Source organism: Ensifer sp. MJa1 (genome assembly GCF_037026475.1).
Classification (GTDB): Bacteria; Pseudomonadota; Alphaproteobacteria; order Rhizobiales; family Rhizobiaceae; genus Ensifer.
Genome location: NZ_JAKUMO010000012.1, coordinates 162828 through 183962, shown reverse-complemented (window position 1 = coordinate 183962; position 21135 = coordinate 162828). Strand labels below are relative to the sequence as shown.

General features: G+C 62.4%; 20 protein-coding genes. 9 read left to right on the top strand and 11 right to left on the bottom strand.

What is annotated here, in order from left to right:
• Positions 1-340: 340 nt before the first annotated feature.
• Together MKZ91_RS17830 and MKZ91_RS17825 are read left to right on the top strand one after the other, a co-directional pair.
• Positions 341-556 carry a hypothetical protein gene (locus MKZ91_RS17830; RefSeq protein ID WP_336172397.1) on the top strand — a complete coding sequence of 72 codons (216 nt, stop codon included), beginning with the start codon at positions 341-343 and terminating at the stop codon, positions 554-556.
• A 256-nt stretch (positions 557-812) separates the two neighbouring features.
• On the top strand, positions 813-1235 hold the full coding sequence (locus tag MKZ91_RS17825) for a DUF4864 domain-containing protein (protein WP_336172396.1): 423 nt from the start codon (positions 813-815) through the stop codon (positions 1233-1235).
• A 32-nt stretch (positions 1236-1267) separates the two neighbouring features.
• Here MKZ91_RS17825 and tgt read toward each other — a convergent pair whose 3' ends face one another.
• From tgt to coaD, 5 genes are all read right to left on the bottom strand, one after another.
• Positions 1268-2398, bottom strand: a complete 1131-nt coding sequence (gene tgt / locus MKZ91_RS17820; protein WP_336172395.1) for a tRNA guanosine(34) transglycosylase Tgt — start codon at positions 2396-2398, stop codon at positions 1268-1270.
• The gene (gene queA, locus MKZ91_RS17815; RefSeq protein WP_336172394.1) at positions 2399-3481 is read right to left on the bottom strand and encodes a tRNA preQ1(34) S-adenosylmethionine ribosyltransferase-isomerase QueA; all 1083 of its coding nucleotides are present in this window, start codon (positions 3479-3481) and stop codon (positions 2399-2401) included.
• 72 nt (positions 3482-3553) lie between these two features.
• Positions 3554-4063 (bottom strand): peptidylprolyl isomerase, encoded by a 510-nt coding sequence (locus MKZ91_RS17810; protein WP_336172393.1) that lies wholly within the window; start codon positions 4061-4063, stop codon positions 3554-3556.
• A gap of 22 nt (positions 4064-4085) precedes the next feature.
• Positions 4086-4658, bottom strand: coding sequence for a peptidylprolyl isomerase (locus tag MKZ91_RS17805; RefSeq protein WP_336172392.1), 573 nt, complete (start codon positions 4656-4658; stop codon positions 4086-4088).
• A gap of 34 nt (positions 4659-4692) precedes the next feature.
• Positions 4693-5187, bottom strand: a complete 495-nt coding sequence (gene coaD / locus MKZ91_RS17800; protein WP_336172391.1) for a pantetheine-phosphate adenylyltransferase — start codon at positions 5185-5187, stop codon at positions 4693-4695.
• A 361-nt stretch (positions 5188-5548) separates the two neighbouring features.
• Here coaD and MKZ91_RS17795 point away from each other — a divergent pair, with 361 nt between their 5' ends.
• Complete coding sequence (locus MKZ91_RS17795) at positions 5549-5677, top strand: hypothetical protein (protein WP_336172390.1); 129 nt, start codon at positions 5549-5551, stop codon at positions 5675-5677.
• A 124-nt stretch (positions 5678-5801) separates the two neighbouring features.
• Here the strand turns inward: MKZ91_RS17795 and MKZ91_RS17790 are convergent, their stop codons facing one another.
• From MKZ91_RS17790 to MKZ91_RS17780, 3 genes are all read right to left on the bottom strand, one after another.
• Positions 5802-7217 (bottom strand): MATE family efflux transporter, encoded by a 1416-nt coding sequence (locus MKZ91_RS17790; RefSeq protein WP_336172389.1) that lies wholly within the window; start codon positions 7215-7217, stop codon positions 5802-5804.
• A 142-nt stretch (positions 7218-7359) separates the two neighbouring features.
• Entirely contained in the window at positions 7360-8673 is a 1314-nt protein-coding gene (locus tag MKZ91_RS17785) for a TCR/Tet family MFS transporter (protein ID WP_336172388.1), read from the bottom strand.
• A gap of 167 nt (positions 8674-8840) precedes the next feature.
• Entirely contained in the window at positions 8841-9749 is a 909-nt protein-coding gene (locus tag MKZ91_RS17780) for a LysR family transcriptional regulator (protein WP_336172387.1), read from the bottom strand.
• Between the two features lie 120 nt (positions 9750-9869).
• On the opposite strand from MKZ91_RS17780, the gene MKZ91_RS17775 reads away from it, so the two are divergent.
• Positions 9870-10862 carry an aldo/keto reductase gene (locus MKZ91_RS17775; RefSeq protein ID WP_336172386.1) on the top strand — a complete coding sequence of 331 codons (993 nt, stop codon included), beginning with the start codon at positions 9870-9872 and terminating at the stop codon, positions 10860-10862.
• Positions 10863-10921: 59 nt separating this feature from the next.
• Here MKZ91_RS17775 and ypfJ read toward each other — a convergent pair whose 3' ends face one another.
• Together ypfJ and MKZ91_RS17765 are read right to left on the bottom strand one after the other, a co-directional pair.
• Positions 10922-11857: a KPN_02809 family neutral zinc metallopeptidase gene (gene ypfJ / locus MKZ91_RS17770; RefSeq protein WP_336172385.1), complete on the bottom strand. Its 936-nt coding sequence runs from the start codon at positions 11855-11857 to the stop codon at positions 10922-10924.
• Between the two features lie 99 nt (positions 11858-11956).
• Positions 11957-12478 (bottom strand): DUF2306 domain-containing protein, encoded by a 522-nt coding sequence (locus tag MKZ91_RS17765; protein ID WP_336172404.1) that lies wholly within the window; start codon positions 12476-12478, stop codon positions 11957-11959.
• Between the two features lie 89 nt (positions 12479-12567).
• Between MKZ91_RS17765 and MKZ91_RS17760 the strand changes: the two genes are divergently transcribed.
• The 3 genes from MKZ91_RS17760 (at position 12568) to MKZ91_RS17750 (ending at position 17693) form a co-directional block, all read left to right on the top strand.
• The gene (locus tag MKZ91_RS17760) at positions 12568-13401 is read left to right on the top strand and encodes a LytTR family DNA-binding domain-containing protein (protein ID WP_336172384.1); all 834 of its coding nucleotides are present in this window, start codon (positions 12568-12570) and stop codon (positions 13399-13401) included.
• A gap of 307 nt (positions 13402-13708) precedes the next feature.
• On the top strand, positions 13709-17200 hold the full coding sequence (gene carB / locus MKZ91_RS17755; protein ID WP_336172383.1) for a carbamoyl-phosphate synthase large subunit: 3492 nt from the start codon (positions 13709-13711) through the stop codon (positions 17198-17200).
• A gap of 217 nt (positions 17201-17417) precedes the next feature.
• A complete protein-coding gene (locus MKZ91_RS17750; protein WP_336172382.1) occupies positions 17418-17693 on the top strand; it encodes a hypothetical protein in 276 nt (91 codons plus the stop codon).
• 38 nt (positions 17694-17731) lie between these two features.
• Here the strand turns inward: MKZ91_RS17750 and MKZ91_RS17745 are convergent, their stop codons facing one another.
• Complete coding sequence (locus tag MKZ91_RS17745) at positions 17732-19198, bottom strand: MFS transporter (RefSeq protein WP_336172381.1); 1467 nt, start codon at positions 19196-19198, stop codon at positions 17732-17734.
• 295 nt (positions 19199-19493) lie between these two features.
• Here MKZ91_RS17745 and greA point away from each other — a divergent pair, with 295 nt between their 5' ends.
• Positions 19494-19970, top strand: coding sequence for a transcription elongation factor GreA (greA, locus tag MKZ91_RS17740; RefSeq protein ID WP_034791305.1), 477 nt, complete (start codon positions 19494-19496; stop codon positions 19968-19970).
• Positions 19971-20060: 90 nt separating this feature from the next.
• Positions 20061-21119: a glycosyltransferase family 4 protein gene (locus tag MKZ91_RS17735; RefSeq protein ID WP_336172380.1), complete on the top strand. Its 1059-nt coding sequence runs from the start codon at positions 20061-20063 to the stop codon at positions 21117-21119.
• The last annotated feature ends 16 nt before the right edge of the window (positions 21120-21135 follow it).

The window sequence follows — 21135 nt, the reverse complement described above, 5'->3', positions numbered from 1 at the left end:
CACCCGTCAATGTTGCACTTGGATTAGATTCTCCCCCGCAAAGTTAAAGTGTCCTGATCCTGCAAAGTTGGAATGTCGCTCTCCCCGGGTTCTGATGGTCCAGAAAATCTCAGATTGCAGCACCCCACAACAGGCTGGCACCCGTGCCGAGCAAGTACGCATCCATGATGTGCCTGAACGTCTCTGGCCTCAAGCGAAGAAGAAATGGTTTGGCCAGCAGCGAACCGATCATCAACGACCCGCCGACTGGCAATCCTCTGGCCAGCGTGGGCACTCGGTCTTGCCGCGGCCAATGTCGGCGAGGAACGCACGACCCCAGCCGATCCGGAGAGCCTGACCGGTGTCGTCGAGCGCGTACAGCAAGGAGCGCACGCAACGCTATCTGCTGTTGCGCCTGACCTCTGCTCAAGCCGGCATCACCTTCTTGGGAACCTGTTCGATTGGCGACGGTGCCAATGCCAGCATGTCTCTCTTTCTCTATTGCGATGCCGCCGAGGCAAGAGCGGGCGACAGCGAGGCCAAGTGGCGGGCGTGGTTCGAAAAGACGTTTGGGTAGGCTGCTGACGCTCCGACGTTTTTCGGTTCCCGCACGTTTGCATGGTCGCGCCGCCCTGCCCGACCGGCTGATTTCGCACATATCACCAATTTATGATATATGGCACGCAACATTCAGAAAACTTCACATCCATATGAAACTACTTAAATATTAATAGAATAGAAGTTTCCAAAAGATGCGCGCTGGCCCGGCGCACCATTCCCAATGCGTTCCATTGTCCTATGCTTGATCGACACTGGCTTGGATGGAGATCGCGATGTTCAGGACCTTTGCCATTGCCCTCGGACTGGCGACCCAGCTTGTCGCCGCAAGTGCGGCGCGCGCCGACGAGCCCGTCGACACCGCGCGATCGATCATCCAGGAGCAGATCGCCGCCTTTCTGCATGATGACGCAGAGACCGCCTATTCGTTCGCCTCACCGGCGATCCGTGGAAAATTCCCGGACAAGACGACGTTCTTCGACATGGTCAAGCGCGGCTATCAGCCCGTCTTTCGCCCCGGTAACTTTGCCTTTGGCCGATCAAAGGTCGTGGGCGATCAGGTGCTTCAGGAGGTGCTGATTTCGGCCCCCGACGGCAAGGACTGGACGGCCGTCTACGAACTCGTGAAGCAGCCGGACGGTAGCTACAAGATCAATGGCGTGATGATGCTGCCGTCGGCGCCGGGGCCAGCCATCTGAGTAGCGCGAGGCGTGGAGGACGCCTCCCACCGTCAGACCGGCGCAAGGTCCCCTCGCTGCCAGGTTTCCTGGGTCTCGGCCATGAAGTCGGCGAACCGACCTTCCTCGATCGCCAGGCGAATGCCGGCCATCAGTTCCTGGTAATAGGCGAGATTGTTCCAGCTCAAGAGCATGCCGCCGAGCGACTCGTTCGAGCGGATCAGGTGATGTAGATAGGCGCGCGAATAGTCGCGCGTTGCCGGGCACGAGGACTGCTCGTCGAGCGGACGCATGTCTTCGGCGTGGCGGGCATTGCGCAGATTGATGCGGCCGTGGCGGGTAAACGCAAGGCCATGGCGTCCCGAGCGAGTCGGCATGACGCAGTCGAACATGTCGATGCCCTGGGCCACCGACTTCAGGATGTCGTCCGGCGTACCGACGCCCATCAGGTAGCGTGGCTTGTCGACGGGCATGATCGGGCAGGTCACGTCGAGCATGCGCAGCATTACCTCCTGCGGCTCGCCGACGGCCAGACCGCCGACGGCATAGCCCTTGAGGTCGAGACCTTTCAGTGCCTCAACTGAGCGCTCGCGCAGCTTCGGGATGTCGCCACCCTGCACGATACCAAACATTGCCTTGCCCGGCTGATCGCCGAAGGCGACCTTGCAGCGCTCGGCCCAGCGAAGCGACATTTCCATCGCGCGCTCGATTTCCTTCGGCTCGGCCGGCAGCGCCACGCATTCGTCGAGCTGCATCTGGATGTCGCTGTCGAGCAGTCCCTGGATCTCGATCGAACGTTCCGGAGACATGTGGAAGAGCGCGCCGTCGACATGGCTCTTGAAGGTGACGCCCTGCTCGTCGAGCTTGCGCAGGCCGGCAAGCGACATGACCTGGAAGCCGCCCGAGTCCGTCAGGATCGGCCCCTGCCAGCGGATCAGCCCGTGAAGACCGCCGAGGCGCGCAACGCGCTCGGCGCCCGGGCGCAGCATCAGGTGATAGGTATTGCCAAGAATGATGTCGGCGCCGAGATCCTTGACCTGGTCGAGATACATCGCCTTGACCGTGCCGACCGTGCCAACCGGCATGAAGGCCGGGGTGCGGATCGTGCCGCGCGGCATGGAAACCTCGCCGCGACGCGCCTTGCCGTCGGTCTTGAGAAGCTTGAACTGGAAGGTCTCGGTCATCTAGTTTTTCCGGAAAAGCAGGCTGGCGTCGCCATAGGAATAGAAGCGGTAGCCGGTCTCGATCGCATGCCTGTAGGCATCGCGCATCGTCTCCAGGCCAGCGAAGGCCGAGACCAGCATGAACAGCGTGGATTTCGGCAGGTGGAAATTGGTCATCAACATGTCGACGGCGCGGAAGCGATAGCCGGGCGTGATGAAGATGCCGGTCGGGCCGGACCACGGTCTGACGACGCCGTCTTCCGAGGTCGCGCTCTCGATCAACCGCAGCGACGTGGTTCCGACGCAGACGATGCGCCCGCCCCTCGCCTTGACGGCATTGAGCCGCTCGGCAGTGGTGGCGTCGACATAGCCGATCTCCTGGTGCATCACGTGGTCGTCGGTGTCATCGGCCTTGACCGGCAGAAAGGTCCCTGCCCCGACATGCAAGGTGACAAAGTGTTTCTCGACACCGATCTCGTCGAGCTTGGCAAAGAGCCGGTGGGTGAAGTGCAGGCCGGCGGTGGGCGCCGCAACGGCGCCCTCTTCGCGGGCATACATCGTCTGATAGTCGGCCCGGTCCTGGGCGTCCTCGGCGCGCTTGGAGGCGATATAGGGCGGCAGAGGAATGTGGCCGACGGCCATGATTGCTTCGTCGAGTGACGGACCGGAAAGGTCGAAGCGCAGGGTCACTTCGCCGGCGTCGCCCTTTTCCTCGACGGTCGCATCCAGCGTCCCGAGCAGGCAGATTGCGCCACCGTGGCCGAAAGCGATGCGGTCGCCAACCTTCAGGCGTCGCGCTGGACGGGCGAAGGCCTTCCAGCAATCGGGGGCAACGCGCATGTGCAACGTCAACGAAACCGGTGTGGTGATGTCCTCGCCGCGGTGGCGAATACCTTCGAGCTGCGCCGGAATCACCTTGGTGTCGTTGAAGACGAGCGCGTCGCCGGCTTTCAGGAACGCCGGCAGGTCGAGTACGCCGTGGTCGCTGAGAACCTCTTCACCATTGGGCTGGACCACGAGCATGCGGGCGCTGTCGCGCGGACTGGCTGGCCGCAGCGCAATCGAAGTTTCCGGCAGATCGAAGTCGAACAGCTCTACGCGCATCGTTACCTTCAGACAAAGCAAACCCGCCCCGGCGCGTTTGGCGACCGGGGCGGGTCCGTGCATTAGCGCAAATCAGGCGTCTGCGGCAACCCGCATTGTCACGATCGAATCGGGATCACGCACCGGCTCGCCGCGCTTGATCTTGTCGATGTTGTCCATGCCTTCGATGACCTGGCCCCAGACCGAGTACTGCTTGTTCAGCCACGGTGCGTCGGTGAAGCAGATGAAGAACTGCGAGTTTGCCGAGTTCGGCATCTGGCTGCGGGCCATCGAGCAGGTGCCACGAACGTGGCTGACGTTCGAGAATTCGGCCTTCAGATCCGGCTTGGAGGAGCCGCCCATGCCGGCGCGGGCCGGGTTGAAGTGCTCGCCGCCGGTCTTGCCGTACTGGACGTCGCCGGTCTGCGCCATGAAGTCCTCGATCACGCGGTGGAACACCACGCCGTCATAAGCACCTTCGCGAGCCAGCTCCTTGATGCGGGCGACATGACCCGGAGCGACGTCAGGCAGAAGCTCGATGACGACTTTGCCCTTGGTGGTCTCCAGGATGATCGTGTTTTCCGGATCCTTGATCTCGGCCATGGGTTTTCTCCTTGTTGTTAACTTACTTGCCGACCTTGACGCTGATCATGCGGTCGGGATCGGTGACGGAGCCGTTGTTGGCGTCGTCGCCGAGCTTGATCTTGTCGACGTTCTCCATGCCGGAGACGACCTTGCCGACGACCGTGTACTGGCCGTTGAGGAAGTCGCCCGGTGCGAACATGATGAAGAACTGCGAGTTGGCGCTGTTCGGGTCCTGCGAGCGGGCCATGCCGACCGTGCCGCGTTCAAACGGGACGTCCGAGAATTCCGCCGGAATGTCCGGCCGCGACGAACCACCGGTGCCGGCGGCTTGCGGCTGGTAGCCGTTTTCCATGTCGCCATACTGAACGTCGCCGGTCTGGGCCATGAAGCCCTTGATCACGCGGTGGAAGGCGACGTTGTCATATTCGCCGGCAGCCGCCAGCGCCTTGATCTGCTCGACATGCTTCGGAGCGATGTCGGGGCGCAATTCGACGACGACGGGGCCGTCCTTGAGCGTGATCGTGATGACGTTGTCGGCCGACTGCGCAAGCGCCGTTCCCGTAAAGGAGGCAAGCGCGAGTGCGCCGGCGAAAGCGAGGTGGAGGATTTTCATGGTTTCTCCCTGCGTGGTGAACTGGGGCCGCGCATCACGCGCGGCGTTTGGCCTGCAGTGCTTCGTAGACCGCCTTGGGGACGAAGGCGCTGACGTCGCCGCCCATGGCCGCGATCTGGCGGACCAATGTGGCCGTAATGGGTCGTGATGCCGTGCCTGCGGGCAGGAACAAGGTCTGGATATCGGGGGCCATCTGCCGGTTCATTCCGGCCATCTGCATTTCATAATCGAGGTCGGTGCCGTCGCGAAGACCGCGCACGAGCAGCTTCGCCCCGCGTTCGCGCGCGGCATCGACGACGAGGTTGTCGAAGGCAACCACGTCGATGTCGCCTGCCCTATCCGGCAAAAACTCAAGGAGCGAGCGCCGGATCAGATTGGAACGTTCGTCGAAGGAGAATAGCGGCGCCTTGCCAGGATGGATGCCTATCCCGACGATAACCTTCGTCGCCACGTTCAGTGCCTGCACGAGCACGTCGAGATGCCCGTTCGTCATCGGATCGAAGGAGCCGGGATAAAATGCCGTGGTCATTGCACCTGTTTCCGTTTGGTGAAGCCTTTTGTCACGGACGGCGACGGATCGCAAGAGTTGTACGGGTGCCTGCAGCCTGTTCCCTGGGAAACAGCGGCCCAGAAAGAATGAATGTTAGATGAATGCCATGTTCAAGGGTGCTTCACACGCAATACGCTAAATGAAGCGCAGTAAACAACGGAACTTTTTGAGACGACCGCCGTTTAGGACGCGAAAGGATTACGGCTATGGGACTTGCTCTGTTTTCGATGGCGATGTTTTTCGCGATGCTCTTTGCGACAATACATGCACTGCGCGACGAGTCCCGTGACCGGCGTCAACGGCTTGTGACCCAGAAAATCCTGCGTTGAGGGAGGACATGATGGCCACCCTCTTCATGGTCGCCGCGGCGATCACCAGCATTGTGTTTCTTGTAGATTTCGCCCGGACGATACGCGACCTCCAGCGCGATCGTCAGGGTTCGGAGAGGCTGGACGGCTTTAACGTCTAAGCAATCTCCAAAGCTTCGCAATCGAAGCTTGGGTAGTGAGCGACCGTCATTCCTTCCCCTGATGCGGTCGCCTTTGCAAGCCGGACGGCGTCCCCTGCCCGTCCGGCTTTTTCTTTTTCCGGCCTCAGTGTGCTTTGGCGCGCTGGTCGGCTTTAGCCGAAATCGCGTTGATCATCCGGAAAAACCGCCAGTTCAGCAGCACTGCCGCCGCGGCAAGGCCGAGGACGAAGCCGAACCAGACGCCGATCCCGCCAAAATTGAACGGGAAAGCAAAGGCCCAGGCACAGACGAAGCCGATCGGCCAGTAGGAAATCAACGCCAGCAGCATCGGCACCTTGGTGTCCTTCAGACCGCGCAGCATGCCGGCGGCGATCGCTTGCATGCCGTCGACGAGCTGGAACGCGCCGGCAATGACAATGAGCGGCGCGGCGAAGGCAAGCACCGCTGCGGCATCCGGGCGGTTGGTGTCGAGATAGAGTGCGGCAAGCTGGCTCGGGAAGAAGGCAAAGATCGCGCTGCCGACGACGGCAAAGCCAGCGCCGAGCACAAGCGATGCAATCGCCGCGCGCCGCACGCCCAGCATGTCGCCGCGTCCATAGGAAAGGCCGACGCGCACCGTTGCCGCCTGCGCCAGCCCCAGAGGGATCATGAAGGCGATCGAGGCGAACTGCAGGGCAATGCCGTGTGCCGCCAGTTCGATCGTGCCGATCGTTCCCATCAGCAACGACGCGACGGTGAAGAGGCTGACTTCGGCAAGGATCGTCAGCGAGATCGGGATGCCAAGAAAGACGACTTCGCGGAAGGCGACCCAGTCTGGCCGCCAGAAGCGGACGAACAGTTCGTACTGGTTGAGCTCGGGCTTGCTCTTGATGTAGCCGATCGTCAGTGCTGCGCCGAGGACGGCAACGCCAAGGGCAGCCACCGCCGCACCGAAGATACCGAGCTGCGGGAAGCCGAAATGGCCGAAGATCAGGACGTAGCAGAGAGCGGCATTGAGCACGAGCGTCGCCAACGTCACATAGAGGATGATCCCTGCCCGCTCCAGGCCGCTCAGGAACGCTCTGAGCACCATGAAGATGAGGCCGGGGAAGATCGCCCACTGGGCGATGCGGATATATTCCCCGGCAAGGGCTGCAACCTCGGGTTGCTGTCCGGCGAAAAGCAGGATCGATTCGGCCATCCAGAGCACCGGCGCCGTAAGCACCCCGTAGAGCAGCACGACCCACATGCCCATGCGCACGGAGCGGCGCACCGAAACCTTGTCGCCTCGTCCGACGGCCTGCGCCGCCATCGGTACCACGGCGTTGGCGAAGCCGTTCCCGAACACATAGACGGTGAAATACATCTGGGTCGCAAGGATGATCGCCGCAAGCTCGGTTGCGCCGAGCTTTCCGACCATCAGCACGTCCGTGGTGTTGATGGCGAGCTGCGCAAGCTGGGCGCCAATGAACGGCACGCCAAGGTAGAAGCTCGCGCGATAGTGCGTCCGCCAGGAATTGTCGGTCGACGACGGCGTCAGGCTCGTATTGGCGGTCAGCATGGCGGTTTCCTGGCAATCGGCGCGGCTCCGGGCCGCAACTGGAGATCGGAGGGAGGAAACCGGAGATAGAATACCGCGGTGCAAAGAGCCAGCCGCAAGGGCACGGTTGCTCAAACTTTCATCGATAGATCACGAAAATTGATCAATTTCCGGGCATTCGCGTCAGTTCGCCCCGGGCCGCCTTTTCAATTGCCGGGATCTCGTCCGGCTCGATCGTCACCTCCTCCTGCGGCCCGACAGCGCGATTTTTCGGGACCTTCAGGAAAAACACCAGAATTGCGCCGACGAGGAAGCAACTGGCAAGCGCATAGGGCGCTCCGGCAAAGGTCACGGAAGCGCTGGGGCCCGTGAAGTAGCCGAAAGCCTGGGTGAAGATCAGCGGGCCGATGATTGTGGTGATGCTGCCAATGCTGGTCAACGCGCCCTGGAGTTCACCCTGGGCCGATGGCGGCACATGCGCCGCCGCGATGCTGCGCAGCGGCGGGTCGGCAAGGCTTTCCAGTGCCGTGGCGATGATCACCGCATACACCATCCAGCCCTGCCAGGCGGTGGCATAGCCGATGGCGCCAAGCGTGGTGAAGGTCAGCCCCAGCACCGCCGTCCGCCACTCTCCAAGCTTGGGAACAACGTGCGGCAGGATGAAGGCCATGACCAGGGCACCGCCAATCCCGAAGACGCCGAGCGAAAGCCCGATCTGTCCTTCACTCCATCCGTAGCGATACGACGAGACGAAGGACCAGACGGCCGGGTAAACGGAATGGGCGAGCCAGAACAGGAAGAAGACGAGCCCGACCCAGCCGATGCCGGGGTAGTTGCGCATCTGTTTCAAGGCGCCGAGCGGGTTGGCGCGCTTCCATTCGAAGCGACGGCGGTGTGCACGGTCCAGCGTTTCCGGCAGCAGGAAGACACCGAGAACGAAGTTGAGGAAGGAGAGCGCGGCAGCGCCATAGAACGGCACTCTTGGCCCGAGCTCTCCGAGCAGGCCGCCAAGCACCGGCCCGAGCGCAAAGCCGCTGCCAAAAGCGATACCGATCAGGCCGAAGTTCTTGGCCCGGTTTCCGTCATGGCTGATGTCGGCGATATAGGCCGATGCCGTGCCGAAACTCGCGCCGCTGATGCCGGCAAGCACACGGCCGATGAACAGCATCCAGTAGCTGGTGGCAAGCGCGCAGATCAGGTTGTCAAGTGCGAAGGTAAGCACCGAGGCAAGCAGGATCGGCCGTCGGCCGAAACGATCGCTGAGGTTGCCGATCAGCGGGGCGAAGAGGAACTGCATCGCCGCATAGACCAAGAGCAGCCAGCCGCCATCGATCGCGGCTTCGCTGACGTTGGCGCCGGTCAGTTCCTCAAGATAGGTCGGCAGCACCGGCACGATGATGGCGATGCCGATGATATCCAGAAACAGGATGATGAAGACGAGGAACAGACCACGCCGAACAAACCTCTCGTCGAGCATGCTATCCCTCCCCCGAGCGCCTGCCACCGGGAGGGAGACAGAACGTGAACGACGTTACCAATTTAGGTGTAACGGATCATCCTGTGTGAAACAATACGTGAACATCTCAAATTATCTGGTGGAAACAACTGCAACATTGATGTGTCGCCCGCAAGACACCGGGGACGTCAGCGTTCGATTCGTCTGTGTTCTATCTTGAGAAAATCGACGAAGGCGCGCAGCGGCGCCGGCATGTGCTTGCGGCTGGCATAGTACAGAAACGGTCCGGAGAAACTTGTTGTCCAGTCCTTGAGAATGGGGGTGAGCAGGCCCGCGGCGACGGGTGGAGCGATAAATTCCTCGAAAGTGCGAATCACGCCGAGACCGGCGATTGCCGCGGCAAGCTCGAGGTCGATCGTGTTGGCGGTAACGACGGCTGGCGGTGCGATGGTGATTGCCGCCTCGCTCTCTCCAAATTCCCAGGCGAGCGCAATGCCGCTCGTGAAGCGGTGACGGATACAGGCGTGCTCCAGCAGCTCGCGCGGATGCTGCGGCACGCCGCGACTGGCCAGATAAGCTGGTGCAGCTGCGGTGACGTAGCGCTGCCGGCGCGGCCCGATCGGGATGGCGATCATGTCCCGTTCGACACGCTCCTCGTAGCGCACGCCGGCATCAAACCCGGCGGCAAGGACATCGACGAAACCATCTTCGGCGGTCACCTCGAGTGAAATTGCCGGATTTTCGCGCAGAAACCGTCCTATGATCGGCGGCAGGACTTCGCGAGCAACAACGGTCGGGACGTTGAGCCTGAGCGTTCCGACCGGGCTGTCGCGCATCTCGTTGACCTGATCGAGCGCGCCGGCAATCTCGCCAAGGGCGGGCGTGAGCCGATCAAGCAGGCGCGTGCCCGCTTCCGTCAGGGTGACGCTGCGCGTGGTGCGGTTGAGCAGGCGCACCTGCAGCCTGGCCTCGAGCCGGCGAAGCGCCTCGCTGAGCGAAGAGGCCGATACGCCGCGCTTGCGGGCGGCCTCGCGGAAACTGCGTGTGGCGGCAACGGCAGTGAAGGCATCGAGGTCCGCCAACGGTAGATCGTTCATTGTGCGAAAATCCGTACAAGCCGTTCGTTTGTGGTCGGATTATCGCACGCTGCGAGCTGATGTAAATAACAGACCGAGCAAACGGCCGACCGATTTCGGCCCTGTCGAAGGAGAACGACAATGGACTACGTTTCACTCGGAAAGACCGGCCCCTCGGTGTCAGTAATCGGCCTTGGCTGCATGGGCATGTCGGGCATGTATGGCCCGGCCGACCGGGTCGAGAGCATCGCCACCATACATGCAGCGCTCGATGCCGGCGTTACGCTGCTCGACACCGGCGACTTCTACGGCATGGGCCACAATGAGATGCTGATCGGCGAAGCGCTGAAGGGCGGACAGCGTGACAAGGCGATCCTGAGCGTCAAGTTCGGTGCGCTGCGCGATGCCGCCGGCAACTGGTCGGGGTACGATTGCAGACCAAAGGCCATCCGTAACTTCCTCGCCTACACGCTGCAGCGGCTCGGTGTCGATCACATCGACGTCTATCGTCCCTCTCGGCTCGACCCGGATGTTCCGATCGAGGACACCATCGGCGCGATCGCCGACATGGTCAAGGCCGGTTACGTCAGGCATATCGGTCTCTCCGAGGTCGGATCTGAGACCATCCGCCGTGCGGCCGCAGTCCATCCGATTTCGGACCTGCAGATCGAGTACTCGCTGATTTCGCGTGGCATCGAGGGTGAGATCCTGCCGACCTGCCGGGCGCTTGGCATCGGCGTCACCGCATACGGGGTGTTGTCGCGCGGCCTCATCAGTGGTCACTGGCAGAAAGGTGCGGCCGGCAAGGGCGACTTCCGTGCCATGAGCCCTCGTTTCCAGGAGGGCAACATCGACAAGAACCTCGCGCTGGTCGAGGCACTGAGACAGATCGCCGAAAGCAAGGGCGCGTCGGTTGCCCAGATCGCCATTGCCTGGGTGGCAGCCCAGGGCAAGGATATCGTGCCGCTCGTCGGTGCACGCCGACGCGACCGGCTTTCAGAAGCGCTGGCGTCCAGCAACGTTCATCTCGGTGCCGATGATCTGGCGGCGATCGAACGCGCCGTACCGCGCGATGCGGCAGCCGGCGCCCGCTATCCGGAGGCGCAACTCGTCCACATGGACAGCGAACGCTGATTCCCAAAAACAAAGGGCCGGCATCCCTGCCGGCCCTTTAAGATCATGCGTTCGAAAACTCAGACTTGTCCCGAGAACGTGTCGCAAGCCGACATCTTGCCGCTGTCGAAGCCGCGCTTGAACCAGCGCATGCGTTGTTCGGACGTGCCGTGGTTGAAGCTTTCCGGGACGACATAGCCCTGCATGCGCTTCTGCAGCGTATCGTCGCCGATCTGGGTGGCGGCATTCAGGGCCTCTTCGAGGTCGCCCTGCTCCAGCAGGCCTTTCTGCTGCGTGTACTTGCCCCAGACGCCGGCGAAGCAGTCGGCCTGCAACTCGACGCGAACCGACATCTGGTTGGCTTCGGTTTCGCTCATCGACTGACGCATCTGGTTGAACTTCGGCAGGACGCCGATCAGGTTCTGGACGTGGTGGCCCACTTCGTGCGCCACCACATAGGCCTGGGCGAAGTCGCCGGCCGCGTCGAACTTTTGCGACAGCTCGTCGAAGAAGCTCATGTCGAGATAGACCTTGCGGTCGCCGGGGCAATAGAACGGGCCGGAAGCCGCCGATGCGAAGCCGCAGGCCGAGCGCACCTGGCCGCGGAAGAGCACCATCTTCGGCTCTTCATACTGCTTGCCGCTCGCCTGGAAGATGCCGTTCCAGGTGTCTTCGGTTTCGGCAAGCACGGTGGCCATGAACTGTTTCATTTCCTCTTCCTGGGCCGTTCCCTGCGGCGCCGGCGAGCCGTCGCTCTGCTCGAAACCGGGCATCTGCACCTGGCCGCCGCCGCCTTCCAGCACCTGCAGCATGTCGATGCCCATGGCCTTGAGGATGAAGTAGAGAGCCACGAGAAAGATGATGGTGCCGAAGCTCATGCCGCCGCCGGCGCGCCGCATACCTCCGCCGCCAGGCATGCGGAAGCCACCGCCCCGGCCGAACGGATTGCCACCACCTGGGCTCGCGCCGCGCTGGTCTTCGATGTTGTCGGATTGGCGGCGGCCCTTCCATTCCATGATCTGTCCTCCCGGATGGGGCGATAGGATATCGGTCAGATCATTTATATGCCCGGCCGAATGCAGTTGTAAAACGCAATCAGGCCCGCAAAGTTGCGATCATGCCAATCTTTTCGAGGACTTGCTGCGGCCGAAAAGACGGCCCTGCCGGACCGACAGGATGGTCGCGGCAATCAGCAGCACGGCCAGCAAAGTCACCGTCACGGCTGCCTGCCAGAGCGACACTTCGGAAAACAGGCTCGTATGCATCAGCCGCCCCGGCAGCAGAGTGAAGAGGCCGGCAACGACGATGCCGCCAAGATACATGCCGGCCACGTGGCCGCGATGAGCGGCGGTGTCGCGGCGGCGGGCTGCCGCGAAGGCTTGCCAACTTCCAAAGAGCACATAGGCCGATAGCAGGTGAATGGGACTGAAGCCGCCGACGAGATTGATCGAATGGATGAAGAAGGTCGAGGATGCGGTGACGACCATGAGTGCCAGCCAGATCTTGCCGAGCAGCCGATGCAGGCTCGTGCCCTTTGGGCGGGCGAGCAGAAATGCGCCAAGAATGGCTGCGGGAAGGACGGTCGCGACATGCAGTTGTACTGCGAAGGATGCGTTTAGGAGGGGAGCAGGCGTCATGGTCATGTCCATGCTGTTGATTTTCCCCGAACTTGCGGCAGTCTGCGGCCGGTCCTCAAATGCTTTGACGGGAACGGACGGAAAACTTCGTGAAACGCCCCTGCCTGCAATCCACGCTTCGTGAACTGCACCTTGTCGTCAAGGCGCCGCGGCTGTGGGCGACGTTCGCGACCGTGGTGCTGGTCTTCTGGGTCGTCGGACCCTATGGGACACTCGAGCGTCTCGCAGCCGTTCCACGCCTGGGCTTCTGGCTCGTGCTGCATGCCGCCACATGGGCGATTGCGATTACGTCGGCCGTTCTCGCCAACGGTCTGCTGCGCGAACGGATCGCATCCGGTTTTGCTCGCATGATGCTTGGGGCGGGCGTTGCCGGCGTACCGATCGGCCTCGTGACCAGCGCCATGGGCGCGGCGACGTTTTCGGTGACGCCGACGACCGGGGACATCTTGGCTGACATAATCACCGGCTTCTTCCTGTCACAGTTGTTCTGCGTCCTGACCTGGATGACGACGAATGCCCAAGCCGCGCAACAGCTCACGGATGCGAGTATCGTTGCCTCGCCCCTCGGAGGGGATCAGACGCCTGCCGATGCGGTTCCGGAAACCGAGAAGGGCCGCGTGCCCTTGCTGTTGCGCCTGAAGCCCGCCAATCGTGGCCAGCCGCTGCGCCTGACGGTCAGCGATCATTACACCGAGGTGACGACCAGCGCCGGGCGCGAACTCATCCTGCTTCGCTTCGCCGATGCGCTCGGCGAACTCGGCCCGGTGCCGGGGTTGCAGGTGCATCGTTCCCACTGGGTCGCGGATGCGCATGTCGCCCGGATTCTGCGTGAAAACGGCCGCATCGCCATCCTGCTCAATGATGGAGGCGAAGTGCCTGTTAGCCGCACCTATGCCGCAGCCGTGCGACAGCGCTGGGGTTGACGGCCGTCTTCCGGAAGCCGCCAACGTTACCACCAGTGCGCCAGTCGCCCGCCTGGCCAAGGTTATCGCGGTGCCGGGCGGGGTGTGGCAGCAGGTTCTGGGGCTCTCGCGTATCCACCCGACGCACGGCGAAAGCGCAGGCGGAAATATGTCGGCTTTCCTGTCGATTCCGGAATTTTCGGGGTTTCGCTTGCAGAAACATTTGCCTATAAGCCGCTTCTAGCCTGAAAAGACCCTCAATGCGTGCCCGGCCGGTGACCTCCCACCTTGGCCGGTTTTTCGCGCAGCTAGAAACGGATGATCGACCATGCCGAAGCGCCAAGATATCAAGTCCATTCTTATCATCGGCGCGGGGCCGATCGTCATCGGTCAGGCATGCGAATTCGACTATTCCGGTACCCAGGCCTGCAAGGCGCTGAAGGAGGAAGGCTACCGGGTCATCCTCGTCAACTCCAACCCGGCAACGATCATGACCGATCCGGGCCTGGCGGACGCAACCTATGTCGAGCCGATCACCCCTGAGGTCGTCGCCAAGATCATCGCCAAGGAGCGCCCGGACGCGCTGCTGCCGACCATGGGCGGCCAGACCGCGCTCAACACCGCGCTGTCGCTGCGCCGCATGGGCGTTCTCGACCGCTACAATGTCGAGATGATCGGCGCCAAGCCCGACGCGATCGACAAGGCCGAGGACCGCGCGCTCTTCCGCGAGGCGATGGCCAAGATCGGCCTTGAGACGCCGAAGTCGCGGCTCGCCAACGCCACCGACATCAAGGACCATGACCGCAAGGTGCACGAAGCCGAGCGCGCCGAGCTGAAGGGTCGCCTCTCCGGCCCGGACCTCGACAAGGCGCTCGACGATCTCGAAAACCGCTGGAACCTCGGCGAAGGCGACCGCAAGCAGCGTTACATGAACCATGCGATGGCAATTGCCGCGCAGGCACTCGACGATGTTGGCCTGCCCGCGATCATCCGCCCGTCCTTCACGCTTGGCGGTACCGGCGGCGGCATCGCCTATAACCGCACCGAATTCTTCGACATCGTCGGCAGCGGCCTCGATGCCTCCCCGACCACCGAAGTGCTGATCGAAGAATCGGTTCTCGGCTGGAAGGAATACGAGATGGAAGTGGTCCGCGACACGGCGGACAACTGCATCATCATCTGCTCGATTGAAAACATCGACCCGATGGGCGTGCATACCGGTGATTCGATCACGGTCGCTCCGGCGCTGACGCTGACGGACAAAGAATACCAGATCATGCGCAACGCCTCGATCGCGGTGCTGCGCGAGATCGGCGTCGAGACCGGCGGCTCGAACGTGCAGTTCGCCGTCAACCCGGAGAACGGCCGCCTGGTCGTCATCGAAATGAACCCGCGCGTGTCGCGCTCCTCGGCTCTGGCGTCGAAGGCAACCGGTTTCCCGATCGCCAAGATCGCGGCAAAGCTTGCGATCGGCTACACGCTCGACGAGCTCGACAACGACATCACCGGCGGCGCGACCCCGGCTTCGTTCGAACCGTCGATCGACTACGTCGTCACCAAGATCCCGCGCTTTGCCTTTGAAAAGTTCCCGGGTGCCTCGCCGGTCCTGACCACCGCGATGAAGTCGGTCGGCGAAGTCATGGCGATCGGCCGCACCTTTGCCGAATCGCTGCAGAAGGCGCTGCGTGGCCTCGAGACCGGCCTCACCGGTCTCGACGAAATCGAAATTCCGGACATGGACGAGAACGGCGATGGCCGCAACGCCATCCGTGCCGCGATCGGCACGCCGACGCCGGACCGTCTGCGCATGGTCGCCCAGGCGCTGCGCTACGGCATGAGCGAAGCGGAAGTCCACGAGGCGAGCAAGATCGATCCGTGGTTCATCGCCCAGTTCAAGGCGATCGTCGACATGGAAGCGCGCATCCGCGAACACGGCTTGCCCCAGGATGCCGAGAACCTGCGCATGCTGAAGGCCATGGGCTTCTCCGACGCGCGCCTGGCAACACTCGGCGGCAAGCGCCCGAAGGAAGTGGCCGAACTGCGCAATGCGCTCAACGTCCGCCCGGTCTACAAGCGCATCGACACCTGTGCTGCCGAATTCGCCTCGCCGACCGCCTACATGTACTCGACCTACGAGACCCCCTTCGTCGGGGCTGCCCGTTCCGAAGCCGAAGTCTCCGACCGCAAGAAGGTTGTCATCCTCGGTGGCGGCCCGAACCGCATCGGCCAGGGCATCGAGTTCGACTATTGCTGCTGCCACGCCGCCTTTGCGCTGAAGGATGCGGGCTATGAAGCGATCATGATCAACTGCAACCCGGAGACGGTTTCGACGGACTACGACACGTCCGATCGCCTCTACTTCGAGCCGCTGACGGCAGAAGACGTGATCGAGATCATGCGCGCCGAGCAGGAAAAGGGCGAGCTTGTCGGCGTCATCGTGCAGTTCGGCGGCCAGACGCCGCTGAAGCTTGCCGAAGCGCTGGAAAAGAACGGCATCCCGATCCTCGGCACGGCACCCGACGCGATCGACCTTGCCGAAGACCGCGACCGCTTCCAGAAGCTTCTGATGAAGCTCGACCTCAACCAGCCGAACAACGGCATCGCCTACTCGGTCGAGCAGGCCCGCCTCGTCGCGGCCGAAATCGGCTTCCCGCTGGTTGTGCGCCCGTCCTACGTTCTCGGCGGCCGTGCCATGCAGATCATCCATTCGGAAAGCATGCTGCAAAGCTATCTGCTCGACACGGTTCCGGGCCTCGTCCCGGAAGACATCAAGCAGCGCTACCCGAACGACAAGACTGGCCAGATCAATACGCTGCTCGGCAAGAACCCGCTGCTGTTCGACAGCTATCTGACGAACGCAACGGAAGTCGACGTCGACTGCCTGTGCGACGGCAAGGACGTCTTCGTCTCGGGCATCATGGAGCACATCGAGGAAGCCGGAATCCACTCGGGCGACAGCGCCTGCTCGCTGCCCGTGCACACGCTCGACACCGCCATGGTCTACGAACTGGAGCGCCAGACGGCAGCGCTTGCCAAGGCGCTCAATGTTGGCGGGCTGATGAACGTGCAGTTCGCCATCAAGGACGGCACGATCTACGTGCTTGAAGTCAATCCGCGCGCATCGCGCACCGTGCCCTTCGTCGCCAAGACCATCGGCGCGCCGATCGCCAAGATCGCTGCCCGCGTCATGGCCGGCGAGGCGCTGGATGTCGCAATCGCCGCCTATGGCGAAAAGCCGGATCCGCGCAACCTCAAGCACATCGCCGTCAAGGAAGCGGTCTTCCCGTTCGCTCGGTTCCCCGGCGTCGACACGCTGCTCGGCCCGGAAATGCGCTCGACCGGCGAAGTCATCGGGCTCGACACCGACTACGCGCTCGCCTTCGCCAAGTCGCAGCTCGGCGCCGGCGTCGATCTGCCGCGCGATGGAACGGTGTTCGTCTCGGTGCGTGACGAGGACAAGACGCGCGTGCTTCCGGCAATTCGCATCCTCGTCGATATCGGCTTCAAAGTGATGGCAACCGGCGGCACCGCACGCTTCCTTGGTGAAAACGGCATCGCCGCCACCAAGGTGAACAAGGTGCAGGAAGGCCGCCCGCACGTCGAGGACGCGATCCGCAACCGCCAGGTCCAGCTCGTCATCAACACGACCGACGGCAACAAGGCGATCTCGGACTCCAAGTCGCTGCGTCGCGCCACGCTGATGCAGAAGGTGCCCTACTACACCACGATGGCCGGCGCCGAAGCGGCAGCGCACGCGATCAAGGCGCTGAAGGCCGGCAGCCTCGAAGTGCGCCCGCTGCAGAGCTACTTCAAGGCCTGATGTTCGATGCGGCGCGCGACAAACCGCGCGCCGCTTCCATGCCCGCGAAACGATCGTCCGACAACGCTGCTTTAATTCAAGGTCTTTGTCCGGTTCTTCCAGCTGAATGCTGGATGAATGCACAGTTCAGCCTGCATTCTTCTGCGCCATGCTCTTATGTGCCTGCGCGCTTCGGGATCGGAGGGGCCTCCGACAAGGCGCGATACGGGGCAAGATCGTGCAACTCTATTTCTTTGACTTGCATTGGGGCGACGAGCACTTCGTCGACGAAGACGGCATCCATCATTTCGACGAGGGTTCAGCCCTCTATTATGGGCAACGCATCGCCGACAAGATCGGCCGTGACGCAGACTACGGATCCTTGAAGGTTCAGGTCTTTTCTTGGGATCGTCGGCTCCTGGCAACGATCTCGCCGTCCGCAGGGCGCGGCGGCGAACAGCGCGCCCTGCTCGCGCGTCGTCACGTTGGAGCGCTGCTGCAGGCTGCCGCCTAGCGGCGACGTCGTTTCATCTCCAGGCGCTCGCGGGCGATTCACCTGGTTTCTTGCCCGCGCCGCGATGATTTTGCCGCAAGTCCCACGGTTCTGAGGCCAAAAAACAGCGCAGCCGTCGAGATCAGGAATGCGACGACGAAGACGCTGAGCAAGGCCGTGTGCAGCGTGGCGACGCTCGCCTTCTCGTCAAAGCCGCGCAGATTGGCAGTCAGCCCACAGATTGCCGCGCCGATGGCGTAGCCGGCCGATTGCAGTGTCGGCAGTAGTGCCGAGGTCTTGTCGCGCTCGCGGCGCGGCGAAACGTCCATCATCAACTGGCTGAGCGTTCCCCACGAGATGCCGAACCCGGCGCCGACAGCGACCTGGCTTGGGAACACCAACCGGAAATCGTCGGCCGCGACTGCGATTGCCAGGCCGGCAAGCCCGAGGCTGAGAAGTGCCGGCCCCGTTGGTACCAGTTTCACACGCAGCTCGTGTGAGCGCAGGCTCGCAACGAGAATGGCGGTCACGCTCCATGACATCGCCATCAGCGCACCGGAAAATCCCGCCGCTGTCGGACCGAAGTCCCACACATATTGCAGGCCATAGATGAGGTAGACCGAGCCCGATGCCTGGGCCAATGGCATGAGCAGAACGACCCAGAGGCCGGTGCCGAGCGGTTTCCTGATGGCGAAGGCTCCTGATGGCAGGATCGAGTGTTCGGCACGCCGATCGGTCTGGACGGCCGCCCAGAGGATGGTCAGCGCCGTCGCCAGTACCGCCGCCATCAGCGGCGCGCTGCTGGCTTTGCTCGAAACCGAGATCAGGAGAATGCCGGCGCCGACGACAAGGAGACGCAACAACGGGATTGGACGGCGGGCTTCGGTCGATGATTTTTGCGCCGGCACAATAATGACGACGAGCGCGATGAAGATCGCTGCCGCCGGAATATTGACGGCAAAAGCCGCGCGCCAGGACCAGTACTCGGTGACGAAGCCTGAGATGAGAGGTCCACCGAAAGCAGCCATTGCCCAGACGATGGCTTCGGCGCCGAAGATTTTCGGTACCAGCCGCTGCGGGAAGAGCTCCGGGATCAGCGCGTAGCAAATGGCGGCGATGATGCCCTCGCCAAACCCTTGAAAGGGCCTGCCGAAAAGGACCTGCGGCATGCTGTTTGCGGTAGTCGCTATGATCGTGCCGGTGACAAATATGATGGCCGCGACGATCAGTGTGCGGCGCGCCCCGAATCGTGCCTTGAGGTTAGCGGCCGCGGCGCCACCGAGGATGGCAAAGACGAGATAAAGCGTGACGGCCCAGGACAGCAAGGTCGCGCCACCGAACTCTTCGACGGCGCTCGGCAGGGCGGTCGAAATGAAGAATTCGTTGAACGCAAACAATGCCACCCCAAGACAGAGCGTGACCGTTGCCGCAATATAGTCCGGCCCGAGCAGTTCGGACCAACGGCCATTTTCCTGCGGTTCTGCCACGCGGTTGTCCACCTTGATATCGACCTCAACCAGATCCATGCGCTAACGTTCCCGTCCTGATCGTTCCTGGGAACATCACTGTTACGACCTCAACCGCAGTTGAGGTAAAGCGCTTTCTCCGGAAGCTGCCAATTGTTGCTTTCTTCCGCAAGTTGCAGTGGCCCGACAGCGTCCGGTGGACGATGGCGAAAGATCTGGCTTTCGCGCTTCCGTTTCTGCTATAAAGGCTGTTCGAAGTTTCGGACGGTTCCGGTGTTCGCGCGCCGGAGACCGTTTTCTTTTGCGTTGGCGCCGCCCTAAGGGCGGCGCCTCGTGCTTGATGAAGGACAAAAAAATGGTCGAAAAAGTGCCGATGACACAGGGTGGATTCGTCAACCTGCAGGAGGAGCTGCGCTGGCGCCAGCAGGAAGAACGTCCACGAATCATCGAGGCGATTGCTGAAGCCCGTGCACATGGCGACCTGTCGGAAAACGCCGAATACCACGCTGCCAAGGAGGCACAGAGCCACAACGAAGGTCGGATCACCGAGCTCGAAGACTTGATCGCCCGCGCGGAAGTCATTGATCTCTCGAAGATGTCCGGTTCGAAGATCAAGTTCGGCGCCAAGGTCAAGCTCGTCGACGAAGACACCGAAGAAGAAAAGACCTACCAGATCGTCGGCGACCAGGAAGCCGATGTGAAGGCCGGCCGCATCTCGATCTCGTCGCCGATTGCGCGCGCGCTGATCGGCAAGGAAGTGGGCGATTCCATCGAAGTGAATGCGCCCGGCGGCTCGAAGGCTTACGAAATCCTCGCCGTCAACTGGGGCTGATCGCCCTCGTGACAAGGGGCGAAGCTCTGCTTCGCCCCGTTCCCTTCCTTTCTGTAAGACCATCGTTGCTCGCGCAAGGAGTGCGCTTTCGTGGCCGATATCCGGAACGTCGAGGTCATCGCTCCCAATTTCAAGCGCCGTCTGTCGGGCGTGACATCCACCATCATTCAGCTGATCCCGATCCAGCGGGCGCTTGGCGAAAAGATTGCCGTGCTCGGCCCGGGCCTTCCGGACACCCTGCCCTCGATCCGGTTTCGCGATCTCCTGGGCCTGTGGAGCGCCCCTGAAGGACGCCCCTGCCGCGTCTGGCACGCACGCCGCAATGTCGAGATGCTGCCAGCGATTGTGCTGCGCGATCTGTTGCGCATGAAGCTGAAGATCGTGTTCACCTCCGCTTCCCAGCGCCGCCATACCGGCTGGAGCAAGTTCCTGATTTCCAGGATGGATGCTGTCATCGCCACGAGCGGCAAGACCGCTGCCTATCTCGAAGTGCCGAACACCGTCATCTTGCACGGCATCGACACCAAGCGCTTTCAACCGCCGGCGGACGCTGTTGCGGCCAAGGTCGCGCTCGGGCTTGATCCAGTGCAGAAATATGTCGGTTGCTTCGGACGCGTTCGTAAGCAGAAGGGAACCGATCTCTTCGTCGACAGCATGATTGCCCTTCTGCCGTGCCGACCGGGCTGGAGTGCGGTCGTTGCGGGACGGGCCACCGGGCCGCACGTCGCGTTCGAGAACGAACTGAAGGAACGCGTCGCCAAGGCCGGCCTTTCCGACCGCATCCGTTTCGTCGGCGAGCACACCAACATTCCCGATTGGTATCGCGCACTCGATCTCTTCATCGCGCCGCAGCGCTGGGAGGGGTTCGGCCTGACGCCGCTCGAGGCGATGGCCACCGGTGTCCCTGTCGTGGCGACCGATGTCGGTGCGTTTTCGGAACTGGTCGTCGTCGGCGAACAGGAAACGGGAACGATCATACCGGCCGGCGAACTTCAGGCGATGGTCGAGGCCAGCGCCGGGTTCATGGACGACGATCGGCGGCGGACGACCGCCGGGGCGAATGGCCTCGGCCTTGCGCGTGCCTCCTTCGCGATCGAAGGCGAAGCCCGTGCCATCAACGCCGTTTATGAGCGTCTGATGCGTTTCTGAAGTGGAGCCGGAGCCC

What these genes read in the sequence shown, in the direction of transcription:
- MKZ91_RS17825 (WP_336172396.1), top strand. Translation starts at nt 813, where the DNA reads ATGTTCAGGACCTTTGCCATTGCCCTCGGACTGGCGACCCAGCTTGTC.
- tgt (WP_336172395.1), bottom strand. Translation starts at nt 2,398, where the DNA reads ATGACCGAGACCTTCCAGTTCAAGCTTCTCAAGACCGACGGCAAGGCG.
- queA (WP_336172394.1), bottom strand. Translation starts at nt 3,481, where the DNA reads ATGCGCGTAGAGCTGTTCGACTTCGATCTGCCGGAAACTTCGATTGCG.
- MKZ91_RS17810 (WP_336172393.1), bottom strand. Translation starts at nt 4,063, where the DNA reads ATGGCCGAGATCAAGGATCCGGAAAACACGATCATCCTGGAGACCACC.
- MKZ91_RS17805 (WP_336172392.1), bottom strand. Translation starts at nt 4,658, where the DNA reads ATGAAAATCCTCCACCTCGCTTTCGCCGGCGCACTCGCGCTTGCCTCC.
- coaD (WP_336172391.1), bottom strand. Translation starts at nt 5,187, where the DNA reads ATGACCACGGCATTTTATCCCGGCTCCTTCGATCCGATGACGAACGGG.
- MKZ91_RS17795 (WP_336172390.1), top strand. Translation starts at nt 5,549, where the DNA reads ATGGCCACCCTCTTCATGGTCGCCGCGGCGATCACCAGCATTGTGTTT.
- MKZ91_RS17790 (WP_336172389.1), bottom strand. Translation starts at nt 7,217, where the DNA reads ATGCTGACCGCCAATACGAGCCTGACGCCGTCGTCGACCGACAATTCC.
- MKZ91_RS17785 (WP_336172388.1), bottom strand. Translation starts at nt 8,673, where the DNA reads ATGCTCGACGAGAGGTTTGTTCGGCGTGGTCTGTTCCTCGTCTTCATC.
- MKZ91_RS17780 (WP_336172387.1), bottom strand. Translation starts at nt 9,749, where the DNA reads ATGAACGATCTACCGTTGGCGGACCTCGATGCCTTCACTGCCGTTGCC.
- MKZ91_RS17775 (WP_336172386.1), top strand. Translation starts at nt 9,870, where the DNA reads ATGGACTACGTTTCACTCGGAAAGACCGGCCCCTCGGTGTCAGTAATC.
- ypfJ (WP_336172385.1), bottom strand. Translation starts at nt 11,857, where the DNA reads ATGGAATGGAAGGGCCGCCGCCAATCCGACAACATCGAAGACCAGCGC.
- MKZ91_RS17765 (WP_336172404.1), bottom strand. Translation starts at nt 12,478, where the DNA reads ATGACGCCTGCTCCCCTCCTAAACGCATCCTTCGCAGTACAACTGCAT.
- carB (WP_336172383.1), top strand. Translation starts at nt 13,709, where the DNA reads ATGCCGAAGCGCCAAGATATCAAGTCCATTCTTATCATCGGCGCGGGG.
- MKZ91_RS17745 (WP_336172381.1), bottom strand. Translation starts at nt 19,198, where the DNA reads ATGGATCTGGTTGAGGTCGATATCAAGGTGGACAACCGCGTGGCAGAA.
- greA (WP_034791305.1), top strand. Translation starts at nt 19,494, where the DNA reads ATGGTCGAAAAAGTGCCGATGACACAGGGTGGATTCGTCAACCTGCAG.